Annotated in this window: 17 protein-coding genes and 1 tRNA gene; 6 read left to right on the forward strand and 12 right to left on the reverse strand. The window is 36.1% G+C overall.

Annotated elements, in window-relative coordinates; translation table 11 throughout:
* Positions 1-34: 34 nt before the first annotated feature.
* Together sodA and ACVWY7_RS01075 are read right to left on the reverse strand one after the other, a co-directional pair.
* Positions 35-646 (reverse strand): superoxide dismutase [Mn], encoded by a 612-nt coding sequence (sodA, locus tag ACVWY7_RS01070; protein WP_001052031.1) that lies wholly within the window; start codon positions 644-646, stop codon positions 35-37.
* A 221-nt stretch (positions 647-867) separates the two neighbouring features.
* Positions 868-941, reverse strand: a tRNA-Ile gene (locus ACVWY7_RS01075).
* 242 nt (positions 942-1,183) lie between these two features.
* Between ACVWY7_RS01075 and ACVWY7_RS01080 the strand changes: the two genes are divergently transcribed.
* The 3 genes from ACVWY7_RS01080 (at position 1,184) to ispG (ending at position 3,647) form a co-directional block, all read left to right on the forward strand.
* Positions 1,184-1,942, forward strand: coding sequence for a DUF1189 domain-containing protein (locus ACVWY7_RS01080; protein ID WP_000021908.1), 759 nt, complete (start codon positions 1,184-1,186; stop codon positions 1,940-1,942).
* 71 nt (positions 1,943-2,013) lie between these two features.
* Entirely contained in the window at positions 2,014-2,379 is a 366-nt protein-coding gene (locus tag ACVWY7_RS01085) for a hypothetical protein (protein ID WP_000825409.1), read from the forward strand.
* 164 nt (positions 2,380-2,543) lie between these two features.
* On the forward strand, positions 2,544-3,647 hold the full coding sequence (gene ispG, locus ACVWY7_RS01090; RefSeq protein WP_002194540.1) for a flavodoxin-dependent (E)-4-hydroxy-3-methylbut-2-enyl-diphosphate synthase: 1,104 nt from the start codon (positions 2,544-2,546) through the stop codon (positions 3,645-3,647).
* Between the two features lie 31 nt (positions 3,648-3,678).
* Here ispG and ACVWY7_RS01095 read toward each other — a convergent pair whose 3' ends face one another.
* The 4 genes from ACVWY7_RS01095 to ACVWY7_RS01110 all read right to left on the reverse strand — a co-directional run bounded on the left by ACVWY7_RS01095 (position 3,679) and on the right by ACVWY7_RS01110 (position 6,829).
* Positions 3,679-4,092 carry a Fur family transcriptional regulator gene (locus tag ACVWY7_RS01095; RefSeq protein ID WP_001054512.1) on the reverse strand — a complete coding sequence of 138 codons (414 nt, stop codon included), beginning with the start codon at positions 4,090-4,092 and terminating at the stop codon, positions 3,679-3,681.
* A 13-nt stretch (positions 4,093-4,105) separates the two neighbouring features.
* Positions 4,106-4,939: a metal ABC transporter permease gene (locus ACVWY7_RS01100; RefSeq protein WP_000613822.1), complete on the reverse strand. Its 834-nt coding sequence runs from the start codon at positions 4,937-4,939 to the stop codon at positions 4,106-4,108.
* Positions 4,939-5,709: a metal ABC transporter ATP-binding protein gene (locus tag ACVWY7_RS01105; RefSeq protein WP_001059649.1), complete on the reverse strand. Its 771-nt coding sequence runs from the start codon at positions 5,707-5,709 to the stop codon at positions 4,939-4,941. Before ACVWY7_RS01105 ends, ACVWY7_RS01100 begins: the two co-directional genes overlap by 1 nt.
* 241 nt (positions 5,710-5,950) lie before the next feature.
* Positions 5,951-6,829 carry a YitT family protein gene (locus ACVWY7_RS01110; RefSeq protein WP_000435958.1) on the reverse strand — a complete coding sequence of 293 codons (879 nt, stop codon included), beginning with the start codon at positions 6,827-6,829 and terminating at the stop codon, positions 5,951-5,953.
* 149 nt (positions 6,830-6,978) lie between these two features.
* Between ACVWY7_RS01110 and ACVWY7_RS01115 the strand changes: the two genes are divergently transcribed.
* On the forward strand, positions 6,979-7,233 hold the full coding sequence (locus ACVWY7_RS01115) for a DUF2624 domain-containing protein (RefSeq protein ID WP_001048962.1): 255 nt from the start codon (positions 6,979-6,981) through the stop codon (positions 7,231-7,233).
* Positions 7,234-7,251: 18 nt separating this feature from the next.
* Here the strand turns inward: ACVWY7_RS01115 and ACVWY7_RS01120 are convergent, their stop codons facing one another.
* Together ACVWY7_RS01120 and ACVWY7_RS01125 are read right to left on the reverse strand one after the other, a co-directional pair.
* Positions 7,252-8,148: a deoxyribonuclease IV gene (locus tag ACVWY7_RS01120; protein ID WP_000912466.1), complete on the reverse strand. Its 897-nt coding sequence runs from the start codon at positions 8,146-8,148 to the stop codon at positions 7,252-7,254.
* A 230-nt stretch (positions 8,149-8,378) separates the two neighbouring features.
* Complete coding sequence (locus tag ACVWY7_RS01125; protein ID WP_000194030.1) at positions 8,379-9,689, reverse strand: DEAD/DEAH box helicase; 1,311 nt, start codon at positions 9,687-9,689, stop codon at positions 8,379-8,381.
* A gap of 180 nt (positions 9,690-9,869) precedes the next feature.
* On the opposite strand from ACVWY7_RS01125, the gene vrrA reads away from it, so the two are divergent.
* Together vrrA and ACVWY7_RS01135 are read left to right on the forward strand one after the other, a co-directional pair.
* Positions 9,870-10,610: a VrrA/YqfQ family protein gene (gene vrrA / locus ACVWY7_RS01130; protein ID WP_073525065.1), complete on the forward strand. Its 741-nt coding sequence runs from the start codon at positions 9,870-9,872 to the stop codon at positions 10,608-10,610.
* Between the two features lie 89 nt (positions 10,611-10,699).
* Entirely contained in the window at positions 10,700-11,650 is a 951-nt protein-coding gene (locus ACVWY7_RS01135) for a 4-hydroxy-3-methylbut-2-enyl diphosphate reductase (protein ID WP_000706669.1), read from the forward strand.
* A 40-nt stretch (positions 11,651-11,690) separates the two neighbouring features.
* Here the strand turns inward: ACVWY7_RS01135 and ACVWY7_RS01140 are convergent, their stop codons facing one another.
* The 4 genes from ACVWY7_RS01140 to rpoD all read right to left on the reverse strand — a co-directional run bounded on the left by ACVWY7_RS01140 (position 11,691) and on the right by rpoD (position 15,545).
* The gene (locus ACVWY7_RS01140; protein ID WP_000036218.1) at positions 11,691-12,812 is read right to left on the reverse strand and encodes a Nif3-like dinuclear metal center hexameric protein; all 1,122 of its coding nucleotides are present in this window, start codon (positions 12,810-12,812) and stop codon (positions 11,691-11,693) included.
* The gene (locus ACVWY7_RS01145) at positions 12,809-13,516 is read right to left on the reverse strand and encodes a tRNA (adenine(22)-N(1))-methyltransferase (protein ID WP_001006551.1); all 708 of its coding nucleotides are present in this window, start codon (positions 13,514-13,516) and stop codon (positions 12,809-12,811) included. Before ACVWY7_RS01145 ends, ACVWY7_RS01140 begins: the two co-directional genes overlap by 4 nt.
* A 165-nt stretch (positions 13,517-13,681) precedes the next feature.
* Positions 13,682-14,038, reverse strand: a complete 357-nt coding sequence (gene cccA / locus ACVWY7_RS01150; RefSeq protein ID WP_000828146.1) for a cytochrome c550 — start codon at positions 14,036-14,038, stop codon at positions 13,682-13,684.
* Positions 14,039-14,423: 385 nt separating this feature from the next.
* A complete protein-coding gene (gene rpoD, locus ACVWY7_RS01155; RefSeq protein WP_000764058.1) occupies positions 14,424-15,545 on the reverse strand; it encodes an RNA polymerase sigma factor RpoD in 1,122 nt (373 codons plus the stop codon).
* Positions 15,546-15,595 lie beyond the last annotated feature (50 nt).

Genomic DNA, 15,595 nt, shown 5'->3' on the forward strand with positions numbered 1-15,595 from the left:
GGAGCATTCTCCTAGCTTTTTATCGTTATTACAATTATTTTGCTTCTTGGTAACGTTTTTCAGCAGCGTTCCAATCTACAACGTTCCAGAATGCACCGATGTAATCTGGACGACGGTTTTGGTAATTTAAGTAGTAAGCATGTTCCCAAACATCTAAACCGATAACTGGAGTTTTACCTTCAGTTAGAGGAGAATCTTGGTTTGGCGTGCTTGTTACTTCTAACTCACCATTATTTACTACTAACCAAGCCCAACCAGAACCGAAGCGAGTTGCGCCAGCTTTTGCGAATTCTTCTTTGAACGCATCGAAGCTACCGAATTTCGCTTCAATTGCAGTTGCAAGTTCACCTACTGGTTGTCCACCGCCGTTTGGAGATAAGATTGTCCAGAAGAATGTGTGGTTAGCATGTCCGCCACCATTGTTACGTACTGCTGTACGGATTGCTTCTGGTACTTCGTTTAAGTTTGCAACTAATTCTTCTACGCTTTTGTCAGCTAATTCTGCATGACCTTCTAAAGCAGCGTTTAAGTTTGTAATGTACGTGTTATGGTGTTTTGTATGATGGATGTTCATTGTTTCTTTGTCAAAGTGAGGCTCTAAAGCATCATACGCATAAGGTAAATTTGGTAATTCGTGTTTCGCCATTGTTATATTCCTCCCAGTTTATGTATTGCCACTTAAGTGACATACAACTTCATTCTACCCTAATTGCCATAGGGTGCAAACAAATAAATCACATTGTCTTGCTATCATTAAAGTAGCAAAATTCCCACTTCATTTCAATTAAAATGCTCATATATTTCATAAAAAAAGCTCCCTTCTACAAGGAAGCTTCCTGCCGACATAATAAACATGTGAAATGGATATGGACCCTGTAGGACTCGAACCTACGACCGGACGGTTATGAGCCGTCTGCTCTAACCAGCTGAGCTAAGGGTCCACAATTATGTATGTAACAATACATCAAATAAAGGAATTCCTATCGGATATACTCTTTAAGAAATGTAAGATAAATTTACCATATAGAAAAGAAAAGTGTCAATTGTATTTTTCTCATTTAAAAGAAGAAAATTAATAAAAAGAAATTTAGTTATCTCTACTATATGTAAATATAATATATCTTGAGATTCCCTAGATTCCTACGTTACAATGATTTTATACATACATAAAGGAAGTGAATCTATGTCCATATTTACCCAATTAGTCAAAAGCGTATATTCGCCTAAAGATATGGCGCTATTCCGTTTTCAAAAAATCGGAAAAACCATTTTGTATATTATGCTACTTTGTCTAATCACTACTATTCCAAGAACATTCTTTTACGGTAGCTTTATTCAAGATAGTGTTACTATGGTAAATCAAGCAATTGAAAAAGATTTACCTGATTTTAAAATCGAAAACGGTGAACTAAAAGCTGATATTGAAGAACCTATTCAAAAAGAAGAGGGAGATGCTCTTTTCGTATTTGACCCAAATACAACAGATATTGAAAAATACCAAAATAAAACGGGTTTATTTATTTTAAAAGATAAAGTAGTTTCTATAGGAAATGGCCAAACGCAAACATACTCCTACAATGATTTACTAGGGACATCTCTTGAGAAGAAAGATTTACAAGATTTCATTTCTGTATTCGATAGTATCTATCCAATTTTATTAGCTGTTATCGGCGTATTAGTATATCTATTCCAATTGTTCATTACTTTCTTAGGAATTACTTTACTTGCGTTTATAGGTTCTGCTATGAGTGGTCAACGTAAATTATCTTATAAGCAAGTATGGACGTTAACTGCTTACAGCTACACAATTCCAACAATTTTCTTTATGATTATGGATTTATCCAAAATCGTTGTGCCTGGTTCAACATTCATTTATATCGCAGTTGTTTTAATTGTTCTATACTTAACAATTAAAGAAGTTCCAAAACCGAATGAAAAATAAGAACGAAAAAATGCCTAAATAGGCATTTTTTTTTTGGACAAGCATATATTCCTAGCAAAGGAGTGAAGAATATGAAGAGATTAGGTATATTCTTATTCGTGCTTGTTCTTGGTTATATATTTTATTACGATATAAAAATCGGCACTTTACCGATGTTAAGTTCATATAAAAAAACAAATGCAGCCCAAACAATAAAACAAGAAAGTACAAATACAAAACAAAATAAAGAGAACAAAGCAGAAAAAGAAACAGATGTAACTTATAAAACAATTGAAGTCAAAACAGGTGAGACAGTTCTTTCTATTACTGAACAAATTAATAAGAAAAAGATCCCTTCCATTGAAAAGGTAATTGATGACTTTAAACAACTAAACAAAAGTACTTCTGCTACAAAAATACAAATTGGAAAGTCTTATAAATTCCCGTTATATCAATAAGCAATCACTTAATCCTTGTCAATTACATAAAGGCGCTGATACAATAGTAAAAGTGAAACCGAGCACTTCGGTTTCTATAGCCCTGTATCACGTATACTATCATTGATATAAGGGACTAAATAAGAAACTTCTTTTATAAGGAGAGCGATCTATTCGTGAATGAAATGACTCATCGTACAAAAACACGTCCAGTTAAAGTCGGTAATTTAACAATTGGCGGTAATAATGAATTAATTATACAAAGTATGACAACAACAAAAACACATGATGTTGAAGCAACAGTTGCTGAAATTAAACGTTTAGAAGAAGCTGGCTGTCAAGTCGTGCGTGTTGCTGTTCCAGACGAACGCGCAGCAAATGCCATTGCTGATATTAAAAAACAAATCAACATTCCACTTGTTGCTGATATTCATTTTGATTATCGCCTTGCTTTAAAAGCAATTGAAGGTGGCATTGATAAAGTACGTATCAATCCAGGTAACATTGGTCGTCGCCATAAAGTAGAAGCTGTTGTAAATGCAGCAAAAGAACGCGGTATTCCAATCCGTATCGGTGTAAACGCAGGTTCATTAGAACGTCACATTTTAGAAAAGTATGGATACCCAACTGCAGATGGTATGGTGGAGAGCGCCTTGCATCATATTAAAATTTTAGAGGACTTAGATTTCCACGATATTATCGTATCTATGAAAGCCTCTGATGTTAACTTAGCAATTGAAGCATACGAAAAAGCTGCACGTGCTTTTGATTACCCATTACATTTAGGTATCACAGAATCTGGAACATTATTTGCCGGAACTGTAAAAAGTGCTGCTGGTCTTGGAGCAATCTTAAATAAAGGTATCGGAAATACACTACGTATTTCACTTAGTGCTGACCCAGTTGAAGAAGTAAAAGTTGCGCGTGAACTATTAAAGTCATTCGGCCTTGCATCTAATGCAGCAACACTTATTTCTTGTCCAACTTGTGGTCGTATTGAAATTGATTTAATTAGCATCGCTAACGAGGTGGAAGAGTACATCTCTACACTGCAAGTACCAATTAAAGTTGCCGTACTTGGTTGTGCTGTAAATGGTCCTGGTGAAGCTCGTGAAGCTGATATCGGTATTGCCGGTGCACGCGGAGAAGGATTATTATTCCGTAAAGGGCAAGTTGTTCGTAAAGTACCAGAAGAAATAATGGTAGAAGAACTAAAAAAAGAAATTGACGTAATTGCTGCTGAAATGGCTGCTGAACGAGAAAAAGAAAAAGAAACACAAGAACAATAAAAAGCTCGTCAGTTCTATAACTGACGAGCTTTTACTTTGCACATTTTGGACAACGTCCGTATATTTCAAACTTATGACCTGTTACTTCATAACCGTTAAAATCTTTATTCATAAAATCCATTGGGCAGGAAGTAATCTCTTTCGTCCCCCCGCAATCTAAACAAATAAAATGATGATGATGTTCCATAATAGAACATGTAAAACGAAAATGTTTTTCACCGTTTAATTCTGTTTGTTCTAAAACACCGATTTCAGCAAACACCGTTAAGTTACGATAAATCGTGTCAAAGCTAAGACCTGGATAATCATCCTTCATATGCTCTAAAACGTCTTTCGCCGTTAAATAACGATTGTGAGCTGCAAATAACCTCAGCATTTCTTCTCTTTTCCCAGTATGTTTGTATCCTTTATCTTTCATTAGGCGTAAAGCTTCTGTTAGATTCATATCTATCCCTACTTTATGCAGTTTTTTTCTTCTTCCATAAAATCGCACCAATTAAAATAAGAACTGCTATCATAACAATTGTACCACCTGGCGCTAGATCAAGTTGATACGAAGCAAACATTCCACCAATTACTGCAATTTCACCAAATAAAATGGAGAAGAAAATTGTTTGTTTAAATCCATTTGCAATACGAATACTTGCCGCAACTGGTAATGTCATTAATGATGATACGAGAAGAACCCCTACTACACGCATTGATACTGCAATGACAAGAGCAACCAATATAATGAAAATAAAATGAATCCACTTTGCACTCAAACCGGTTGATACAGCGTATTCCTCATCAAACGATAGTAAAAATAACTCTTTGTATAATAAAGTAATCGTTATAATAACAACAATTGCTACAATGCCGATAATGATTAAATCCGTACTTGTTACAGCACTTACACTACCAAATAGATAACTAAATAAATCTGTGTTAAATCCATTTGCAAGTGAAATAAAAATGACACCAATACCCATTCCTGCTGATAGAATAATCGGAATTGCTAATTCTTGATAATGTTTATATACAGTACGTAGTTTTTCAATAAGTAACGCCCCACCAATAGAAAAAATCATCCCCATATATAACGGATTTAAAAATCCCCCTGTGAAAATTGTTTTTTCTAGTAGTAAACTTGCAGCAATACCCGATAATGTCACGTGACTTAACGCATCCGCAATAAGCGACATGCGGCGAATGACAACAAATACACCGATAAGCGGCGCAACAAGTCCTATTAAAATCCCTGCATATAAAGAGTTACGTAAAAAGTCATATTGTAAAAAATCTTGTATCATTATATCCTCCCGTGATGCTCATGCTCGTGTTCTAAACGATGAACATGATGTCCATATAAGACGGACATTTCTGCATCTTCTAACTCTCGGAACTTTTCTACATTTCCATGGAAATGTAAATGTTGATTTAAGCATGCAACATGTGTTACTTTCTCGGTAACAGCTCCCATATCATGCGTAACGAGAATTAATGTGATTCCTAGCCTTTTGTTTAAATCCTCTAATATCTCATAAAAACTTTCTACATTCTTCACATCGATTCCAACAGTGGGCTCGTCCAAAATAAGTAATTCAGGATCACTAACGAGCGCACGAGCAATAAATACGCGCTGTTGTTGTCCGCCAGAAAGCTCTCCGATATTACGCCCTTGAAACTCACTCATCCCTACATCAGCAATCGCTTTTTCTACCTTTTCCTTATCGTTTTTCGTGAAAAAGCGAAACAACCCTTTTTTCGAAACGAGTCCCATTGACACAACTTCAAACACAGTTGCCGGAAAACCAGAATTAAAGCTATTTGCCTTTTGCGACACATAACCAACTTTGTTCCATTCTTTAAACTTCTTACTATCAACACCAAACAAACGAATACTTCCCTGTTTTGGCTTTAAAACGCCTAATAAACATTTTAGCAAAGTTGATTTCCCAGAACCATTCGGGCCAACTAAACCTAAAAAAGCTCCCTTCGGAACTTGCAAATTAATATCTTCTAACACATTTCGATCTTCATATCGAAATGACAATCCTTCTATTTCTAATATATTATTCATAGCATCTCACCTATTTTAATTCAGAATGATTCCGATTTATATCTATTTGAATTATAGTACAGCTTATTATAGTTGTAAACCAATCTGCCTAAAATATATCTACTTTTTCAAGAAACCTTACTATTATAACAAAAAGCAGAGAAAAATTCTCTGCTTTCGAAAAATATTCCTATAAAATGAAACCTTAATGAGATGAGGCCATCCCCTACCGATTGGTAAAGGCTTTTACTGGATAATTTTTTTAGTGAATAGCCGATTTAAACTTACCACCATTTGTCTCTTGTGTACTCATAATCGTAACAAATGCATTCGCATCAATTTCATACACAATTGATTTCAGCTTTGTCACTTCCAAACGCGTTACAACTGCATAGATCACTTCTTTTTCTTTATCCGTGTAACCGCCTTTCGCTACAAGCTTTGTAGTTCCACGACCAAGACGATGTAAAATCGCATTTGATACTTCCTCATATTGATCTGATACAATTAAAACTGCTTTCGTTTCATCTAAACCTTGAATGACTGTATCAATTGTTTTGAACGCAATATAGTACGTCATAACAGAATACATAGCTTGTTCAACACCAAATACAAATGCTGCCCACGCAAAAATGAATAAGTTCACAAACATTACAAATTCGCCAACGGAGAAAGGTAATTTTTTCGTTAATAAAATACCCATAATTTCTGTTCCGTCCATTGATCCACCATGACGAATAACGAGCCCTACACCAAGTCCTAAAATAAGACCACCAAACACTGTCGCTAAAATTGGCTCTGTTGTAAATGGCGGAACAGCATGTAACGTTGATTCAATAAACGCTAAAGCTACAATACCGAACGCCGAAGATAGCATGAACGTTTTTCCTATTTGCTTATAACCTGAATACATAAATGGGATGTTGAGAATAACGACTAAAGTAGAGAAGCTTAACCACCAAATATTAGGAGTAAGATAATCTAGTATAAGAGAAATACCAATAATTCCACCATCAATAATTTTATTCGGCATTAAAAATAATTCAATCGCTACCGCTGCACATGCTGCCCCAAAAATAATCATAACTAAACGATAAATAAGATGGATAACACTTTCTTTTCGATGTTGCTTTTGCTCCATAAATCCTCCCCATACTCTTTTTCTATAGTTTTGTCTCTTTATTATAACATACGCTTCTTTTTGTCATGAAAAAAGAAACTCTATACGAATATGTACAAGCTACGTACTCATATATTTCGATAGAAGAACGTGTGAAGGAGGATAAAACGATGAACCTCATTAAACAACTTGTAAATAAAAAATTAAATCATATTTCTACAAAAGATTTATTGAAATATAGTAAAGAATATGAAGTTCCAATTACGACTGCACAAGCTGATCAAATTGTTGTACTTATGAAAGGAAAGAATATTAACATTTATGATAATGACGAACGACTAGAGCTCTTAAAACAAATAGCAAAAGTAACCTCCCCTGCTACTGCCCAACAAGTAAATACTTTATTTCAGCAACTACTAAAATAAGGAGGGGATATCCCCTCCTTATTGCGCTTTAATTTTTTCAAGAAGTCCTTCATCAAAAGTACCATTTTTCAGCATTTCGATTTCTAATTTATATGGCGGCTTCTTATCTTTTTTATCTTCACCTACATATGGCGTTTCAAGAATTTTTGGTACGTGCGTTAACTGTGGATGATGCACAATATGATGCAATGCTTTATAACCGATATGACCGAAACCAATATTTTCATGACGGTCTTTTCCTGCGCCGCGTACATTTTTACTATCATTAATATGAAGTACTTGTAAACGATCGATACCAACAATCTTATCAAATTCGTTTAATACACCGTCAAAGTCATTTACAATGTCATATCCTGCATCGTGCGTATGACATGTATCAAAGCATACTGATAGTTTTTCATTATATTTTACACCATCAATAATTTTTGCAATTTCCTCGAAACTACGGCCGCATTCTGTTCCTTTTCCTGCCATCGTTTCTAACGCAATGTTAACAGTCTGATCTGGCGTTAACACTTCATTAAGTCCTTTAATAATCTGTTGAATACCAGCATCCGCTCCTGCACCAACGTGCGCACCTGGGTGAAGAACGATTTGTTTCGCCACACCTAATGCTGATGTTCTCTCAATTTCCATACGAAGGAAATCTACACCTAATTGGAATGTTTCTGGCTTCGTCGTATTTCCGACATTAATAATATATGGCGCATGTACGATAATCTCTTCAATACCGTTTTGTTCCATATGTTTTCTTCCTGCTTCTATGTTCAATTCTTCAATTGGTTTTCTTCTTGTATTTTGCGGTGCACCTGTATAAATCATAAACGTTGTTGCACCGTATGAAACAGCCTCTTCACTTGCTGCTAATAACATTTTCTTCCCGCTCATGGAAACATGAGATCCAATCTTTAACATACAATCACCTCTTCAATATACAATAGATATAATGATAGCATAATTTGTAGAAATATGTAGTGAATTGTTTGTTCACAAAAAACGCACTACATAAATTTATACGACTATTTAAACAGACTATACTCTTCATTTACATTATCTAGATGAAGCGAAACTTTAATCAATATTTTCTATCCATATTGATTAAAGCTCTCACAAATAGCTGAATAAAAAAAGATAAGGGAAATCCCTTATCTTTTTTTATTGCTATATTTTCTCTTCACTTTGTCACGTTCAGTTGCAAGTTTGCGTTTATAGTTTGGTTTTACTTTTTTCGGCTTTTTAATAACTTTCGTTGCCATAACGTCAAGTTCATCATTTGGTTTTTTACGGCTCTTACGACGACGGCGTTCACCTAAATCCGCCCACTCATCTCCTCGTAAATCTACATGTTTGAACTCAATATGACGTTGTTTTTCTAAACTATCTAGCGCTTCTTCGTTTGCTGGATCATAAATCGTCACTGCAATACCTGAATGCCCTGCACGTGCTGTTCTTCCAACGCGGTGAACGAAGAAATCTAAATCTGATGGAAGCTCATAGTTAATAACATGACTAATTCCTTCAATATCGATACCACGTGCCGCTAAATCAGTTGCAACAATATATTGGAATTCTAGGTCACGAATTTGTTTCATCATTTTTTTACGATCACGCGGTGATAAATCTCCGTGAATTCGTCCAACTTTTAAGCCGCGCTCCATTAATCCGTCAGCAACCTGATCCGCCATCTTCTTCGTATTCGTGAAAACAACTGCTAAATACGGTTTAAATTGTAGCAACATTTTATTCACTAAATCGATTTTGTTACGATGTTTAGACGGAACTAAATAATGCTCAATATTTCCAGCCGCAACTTGTTTTGGATTGATATGAATATGCTCTGGATTCTCCATATATTTCTTCAGAAACGGTTTTAGTTTTTGAGGAATTGTTGCAGAGAAAACTAGCATTTGCAAGTTTTTAGGCATGCGTGCTGCAATTTTGTCTACATCATGAATGAATCCCATATCAAGCATTAAGTCTGCTTCATCGACAATAATCGTATTTGCTTTATGAACAAATAATGCTTGTTCTTCCACTAAGTCTTTAATACGTCCTGGTGTTCCAACTACAATATGAGGTTGTTTTTTCAACTTTTCAATTGATCGTTGTTTATCAGTTCCACCAATTAAACAACGCGCTGTAATCATTTGATCTTCCGCACAGAACTTTGTTAATTTCACGATTTCTTCGTAAATTTGTTGTGCTAACTCACGAGTAGGCGCTGTAATAACAAGTTGTACTTCTTCACGACCTGGGTTAATTCTGTTCAATGTAGGAAGTAAGTATGCATGTGTTTTCCCAGAACCTGTTTGGGATTGCCCAATTACACTTACACCTTTTTTTACGACTGGGAAAATTTTCTGTTGAATTCCTGTCGGCTCTGTAAAGCGTAGTTCACGAACTGCATCTATTAAAAATGGTTTAAAATCATACTGTGTAAAAGTTTGTTGTGTCATAAGTTACACCTTCTTTCTAAATTTCTACTGCGCGCACAAATCAGTCAAGTTTACATTATATCGAAATCTACAAGTAAAATCCATCTTTAGTTTAGGTTTTTACTTCAAAAACTAACCTTCTTCTCTCTTATTGCATATTGTATGTGTATATACCTAACTGAAGAAAGGAGGATTTCTCATATGTTTCCAAAATCACCCAATAGACAAATGTATCCGAATCCAGGGCAGCAACCTTATACACCATATCCAATTCCACAACTACCACCGATGGCACAAAAAAAGAAAGGGTTCCTTGCTAAACTCTTTAAAAAACACGATCCAACCGAACCTTTCATGCAAATGGTTCCGCCTTATCGACAAATGGAAGGACCACCGCCAATGATGCACCAGCAACCGCCACCCCAATATCGACAGCAATATCAACAACAATATCAACAACATTACCCGCAGCAATACTCACAGCAATACCAACCATACATGCAGCATCATCCCGAGCAAATGATCCCTCCTCAAATGTATGAATCAAACGAAACGCGCGGCGGTGCAGCAACTACAGCCACATCAAGTAGCGGCATCGGTAGTTTCTTTTCGAATTTAATTTCGAATCCAACTAATATGATAAATAATATCGAAAAAGTATCACAAGTCGTTCAATCTGTAAGCCCTGTCGTCGAACAGTACGGTCCCATTATGCGTAACCTACCAAGCATCGTTAAAATCCTCACCTCTGGAAAAAGTACGGAAGAAAATCCAACCGAAGATCAAACTGAAGACCTAACAGAAAAGGTTGAAGTAGCAACTCCACCTCCTCCACAAAAAAAAAGAAAAAGAAAAAAAATGGTGATTGAGCCAGCTATAGAAAAAGAAGTGCGCGAGGATCCTGTTCAAAAAATAGCAACAAAACCAAAACTATATGTGTAACAATCCTTTGTTTTCTATCCACTCCTCCTTTATAATGTAAAAGACTATGCACAAAAGTATCCCTTGTTTAGAAGGAGAGGATTACTCATATGAAAATTGTTAAAATTTCCCCTCGTGGTTATTGCTACGGTGTTGTGGACGCGATGGTTATTGCACGTAACGCCGCATTAGATACATCATTACCAAGACCTATTTATATTTTAGGTATGATTGTTCACAACAAACATGTAACAGATGCATTCGAAGAAGATGGTATCATTACATTAGACGGTCCAAGTCGATTAGACATTTTAGATAAAATCGATTCTGGTACTGTTATTTTCACTGCACACGGTGTTTCTCCAGAAGTTAAACAGCGTGCAAAAGAAAAAGGTTTAACAACCATCGATGCCACTTGCCCAGATGTTACAAAAACACATGACCTTATTGAAGCAAAGAAAGCTGAAGGTTACCATGTCATTTATATCGGCAAAAAAAATCATCCAGAACCGGAAGGCGCAGTTGGTATCGCACCTGATATCGTTCATCTTATCGAAAGAGCCGATGATTTAAAAACATTAGAAATTCCAACGGATAAAATTTTAGTTACAAATCAAACAACGATGAGTCAATGGGATGTGCAACATTTAATGGAGGACATTCAGAAAAAATTCCCAACAGCAGAGTTCCATAAGGAAATTTGTTTAGCAACTCAAGTTCGCCAAGAAGCTGTTGCCAAACAAGCTGATGTTGCCGACTTAACAATTGTTGTTGGTGATCCGAAAAGTAACAACTCAAACCGTTTAGCACAAGTATCACAAGAAATCGCTGGTACGAAGGCATACCGCGTTGCAGACGTAAGTGAAATTAAATTAGAATGGTTACAAGGTGTAGAAAACGTAGCTGTTACAGCAGGTGCTTCTACTCCAACACCAATTACAAAAGAGGTTATCGCTTTCTTAGAGCAATATGACCCAATGAATCCCGCTACATGGGAGAGAGTTCGAAAAGTACCGTTACAAAAAATATTACCTCGTGTAAAAGTGAAAAAAGAACAATAATAAAAACCGTTGCCTATATGAGCAACGGTTTTTATTTTTCTTATACAAATGTAAATGGATCTGTATGTAACTGCGAAGCATGAATGTTTACATTAAGTTTCTTTGCATCCACTTTTTCTTGTAATTGCTTTTGTACACCTTGCTTCATTACCTTTTCAACGTTATGTCCTGGGTCAACTATATTTAAACCGAGCATCATCGCATCATGAGCAACATGATAATACATGTCCCCCGTTACATATACATCTGCTCCTTTAAATTTAGCTTGATTGATGTATTTGTTACCATCGCCACCAAGTACAGCTACTTTGCGCACTTTATCATCTAATTTCCCAACAACTCGCGCACCCTTTACATCTAATGACTTCTTTACATGTTCCGCAAATTGTCCAAGTGTCATTTCTTCTTGTAAATATCCTATTTTTCCAAGCCCTAATGTTTCACCTTTGTTATCAAGTGGATACACATCATATGCTACTTCTTCATATGGATGTGCCGTTACTATTGCTTTAATTACTTTTCGCTGTAATGAAGCTGGAATAATCGTTTCGATTCGCACTTCTTCCACGCGCTCTAACTGCCCAGTTTCCCCGATATAAGGATTTGTTCCCTCTTGAGGTATAAACGTGCCTGTACCCTCGCTACTAAACGTACAGTGGCTATAATTGCCGATATGACCAGCGCCTGCGTCTCCTAATGCTTTTCTTACTTCTTCTGCATGAGTTTCAGGCACAAACACAACAATTTTTTTCATTTCTTCTGCATATGTCGGTGCCAAAACTTCTGTATTTTGCAATCCTAACGCCTCAGCAAGTAAATCATTTACCCCGCCCTTAGCAACATCCACATTTGTATGTGCTGCATAGATTGCAATATCATTTTTAATACACTTTTCAATAATTTTCCCATACGCCTTATCTGTATGAATCGCTTTTAGCGGGTTAAAAATTAAAGGATGATGCGCAATAATGACATTCGCTCCTAATTGAATTGCTTCATCCACAACTTCTTCCGTTACATCTAACGCAATTAATACGTGCTGCACGGGTTTATTAAGCGCTCCAATCTGCAGGCCAATCTTATCTCCTTCCATCGCCAAATGCTTCGGATACATACTTTCAAATAAAGAAATAATTTCATGGCCATTTGGAATTTTACTCATGATAAAACCTCCCCTATCATTTTCATTTTCGCTTCTACTTCCGCGCGCTTCGCTTTTGTTTCCTCAGAATCAGCCGCACGTTCTAACTGCTTTAAAATATTTTGGAAGTTTTTTAATTCGCCTTCCCACTTTTCAACGAAAGCTTCACTTTTTTCTTTTATTAAAAATGGTCCCATGAACAATTCAGTTTGTTTGTTTCCGGAATAAGGAACCTCAATATTTCCTCGTTCCCCTACTAAAATCTCGTAAATTTTCCCATCTTCTTTTACGATTTTTTCATGGATAAGCTCCCATCCATTCTCAATAAACCATTCACGAATGTGATGCGCTGCAATATTCGGCTGTAAAATTAAACGTGTTACACCTTCTAATTTTTCTTTACCACTTTCTAAAATGTCACGAATTAACGCTCCGCCCATTCCGGCAACCGTAATCACATCTACTTCTCCTGGCGTGATAACAGCCAATCCATTCCCTTTACGCACATCTACTTTATCTTGTAAGCCACTTTCAGCTACAGTTGCTTGCGCAGAACGAAATGGTCCATCTACAACTTCACCTGCAACTGCTTTTGTAGCAATATTATTTATAATTGTATAACACGGTAAATACGCATGATCCGATCCAATATCAGCAACTGTAGATCCTACTGGTATTTCACGCACAACTTCTTCTAATCGTTTTGAAAGCTTTACTTCATTCATGTATTTCCATTACTCCTTCTCTTGTCAGTCTGTCTCCATGATAATGAATTTATAGTAGTTGTTGCAAGCCCATAACAACAATTCCATTCTCTATAACTCATCGTATTTTAGAAAATATAGAAAAACAAGCCCTTTGCATAAGCAAAAGGCTTGTAACACAAAACTTTATTTTTTCTTCGATAGCCAATCAGCTACTTTAGCGGCTTGATCAGCAGGAACTATATTGGCAGGCATGTTTCCTTTTCCTTTCGAAATAACTTCTTGAATCTCTTCTTTCGAAAGCTTTCCACCAATTTTCTGTAAATTAGGTCCTACCGCCCCTTGTAACTGATCACCGTGGCAGCTCGTACAGCTTTGCTTCACAATATCCTCTGGCTTTGATGCTGTTTGTGCTGGCTTCCCGCCATTTTTTGCATCAGCTAACTCTTTAGATTTATTTAGCCCCTGAAATGAAAATACAAACATAACGATAATACCTAATGCTGCAATAAGAGCGAACGGAATCAGCGGATTACGTTTCATATCTCTTCTCCCCCCTCTATATCCCTAAATAGTTAGATGATTCAGTCATTTCCATTGTACTTGAAAACACTCTATCAGAAAAGAGTAAACTACTAATCGTTAAAAATATTCCATAAATTCAGTTTATTGTTTTTTATTGTTATATCGCTTATTATTTCGATAATTATTAACTTTTCTCATCATATTTTTCACTTTTCTACATATATTTTTGTATAGAATAAACAAAATTAATCGAAAAATCGAAAAATGAGCATTTGCAAATCAAAAGACAATTCTGTAAAATAAATTACAAGAAATTGTAATCGTTACTGACAGCTAAAGTTTAACAAAAATTAACAAAATAAAAAAGTTTACTTCACAAAGGTGAAGTAAACTTAAAGGTAGCCTATTCTAAGAAATCCTTAAGACGCTTACTACGGCTTGGATGTCTCAATTTACGAAGTGCTTTTGCTTCAATTTGACGAATACGTTCTCTCGTTACGCCGAATACTTTCCCAACTTCTTCAAGCGTACGAGTTCGTCCATCATCTAAACCAAAACGAAGACGTAGAACATTTTCTTCACGATCTGTTAGTGTATCTAACACATCTTCTAATTGTTCTTTTAGCAATTCATACGCTGCATGGTCCGCAGGCGATGTTGCTTCTTGGTCTTCAATAAAATCACCTAAATGGGAGTCATCTTCTTCACCAATCGGTGTTTCAAGAGAGACTGGCTCCTGAGCAATTTTTAAGATTTCGCGCACTTTTTCTGGAGCAAGATCCATTTCTTCACCAATCTCTTCAGGAGATGGTTCACGTCCTAAATCTTGTAATAATTGACGTTGTACACGAATTAACTTATTAATCGTTTCAACCATATGAACTGGGATACGAATTGTTCTTGCTTGGTCTGCAATCGCACGTGTAATTGCTTGGCGAATCCACCAAGTTGCATACGTACTAAATTTGAAACCTTTACGATAATCGAACTTTTCAACCGCTTTAATTAGACCCATATTTCCTTCTTGGATTAAGTCTAAGAAAAGCATACCACGGCCCACGTAGCGCTTTGCAATACTTACTACAAGACGTAAGTTTGCTTCTGCAAGACGACGTTTTGCTTCTTCATCGCCTTCTTCAATACGCGTTGCAAGTCGAATTTCTTCTTCTGCAGATAGTAAATCTACACGACCAATTTCTTTTAAATACATACGAACAGGATCGTTGATTTTAACCCCTGGTGGTACACTTAAGTCATTTAGGTCAAACTCTTCTTCTGTTTTCGTAATTTGGTGATTATTAGGGCCTTCATCGTTGTCGCCAACTAAGTCAATCCCTTGTTCACCTAAATATTCATAGTATTCATCCATTTGATCGGATTCAATTTCAAATCCATTCATGCGTTCTGCAATCTCTTCATATGTAAGAACGCCACGTTTTTTTCCGAGCTCAGTGAGTTGTTCTTTCACTTGCTCAAGGGTCATTTCAGTTTCAATTTGTTTAGAACGAGCTGGTTTGTCAGCCATCTGTTCCCCTCCTTACGCGAGATACAAACATTCATTATACTAAAAATTTA

The organism is Bacillus sp. TE9106W, assembly GCF_054062215.1.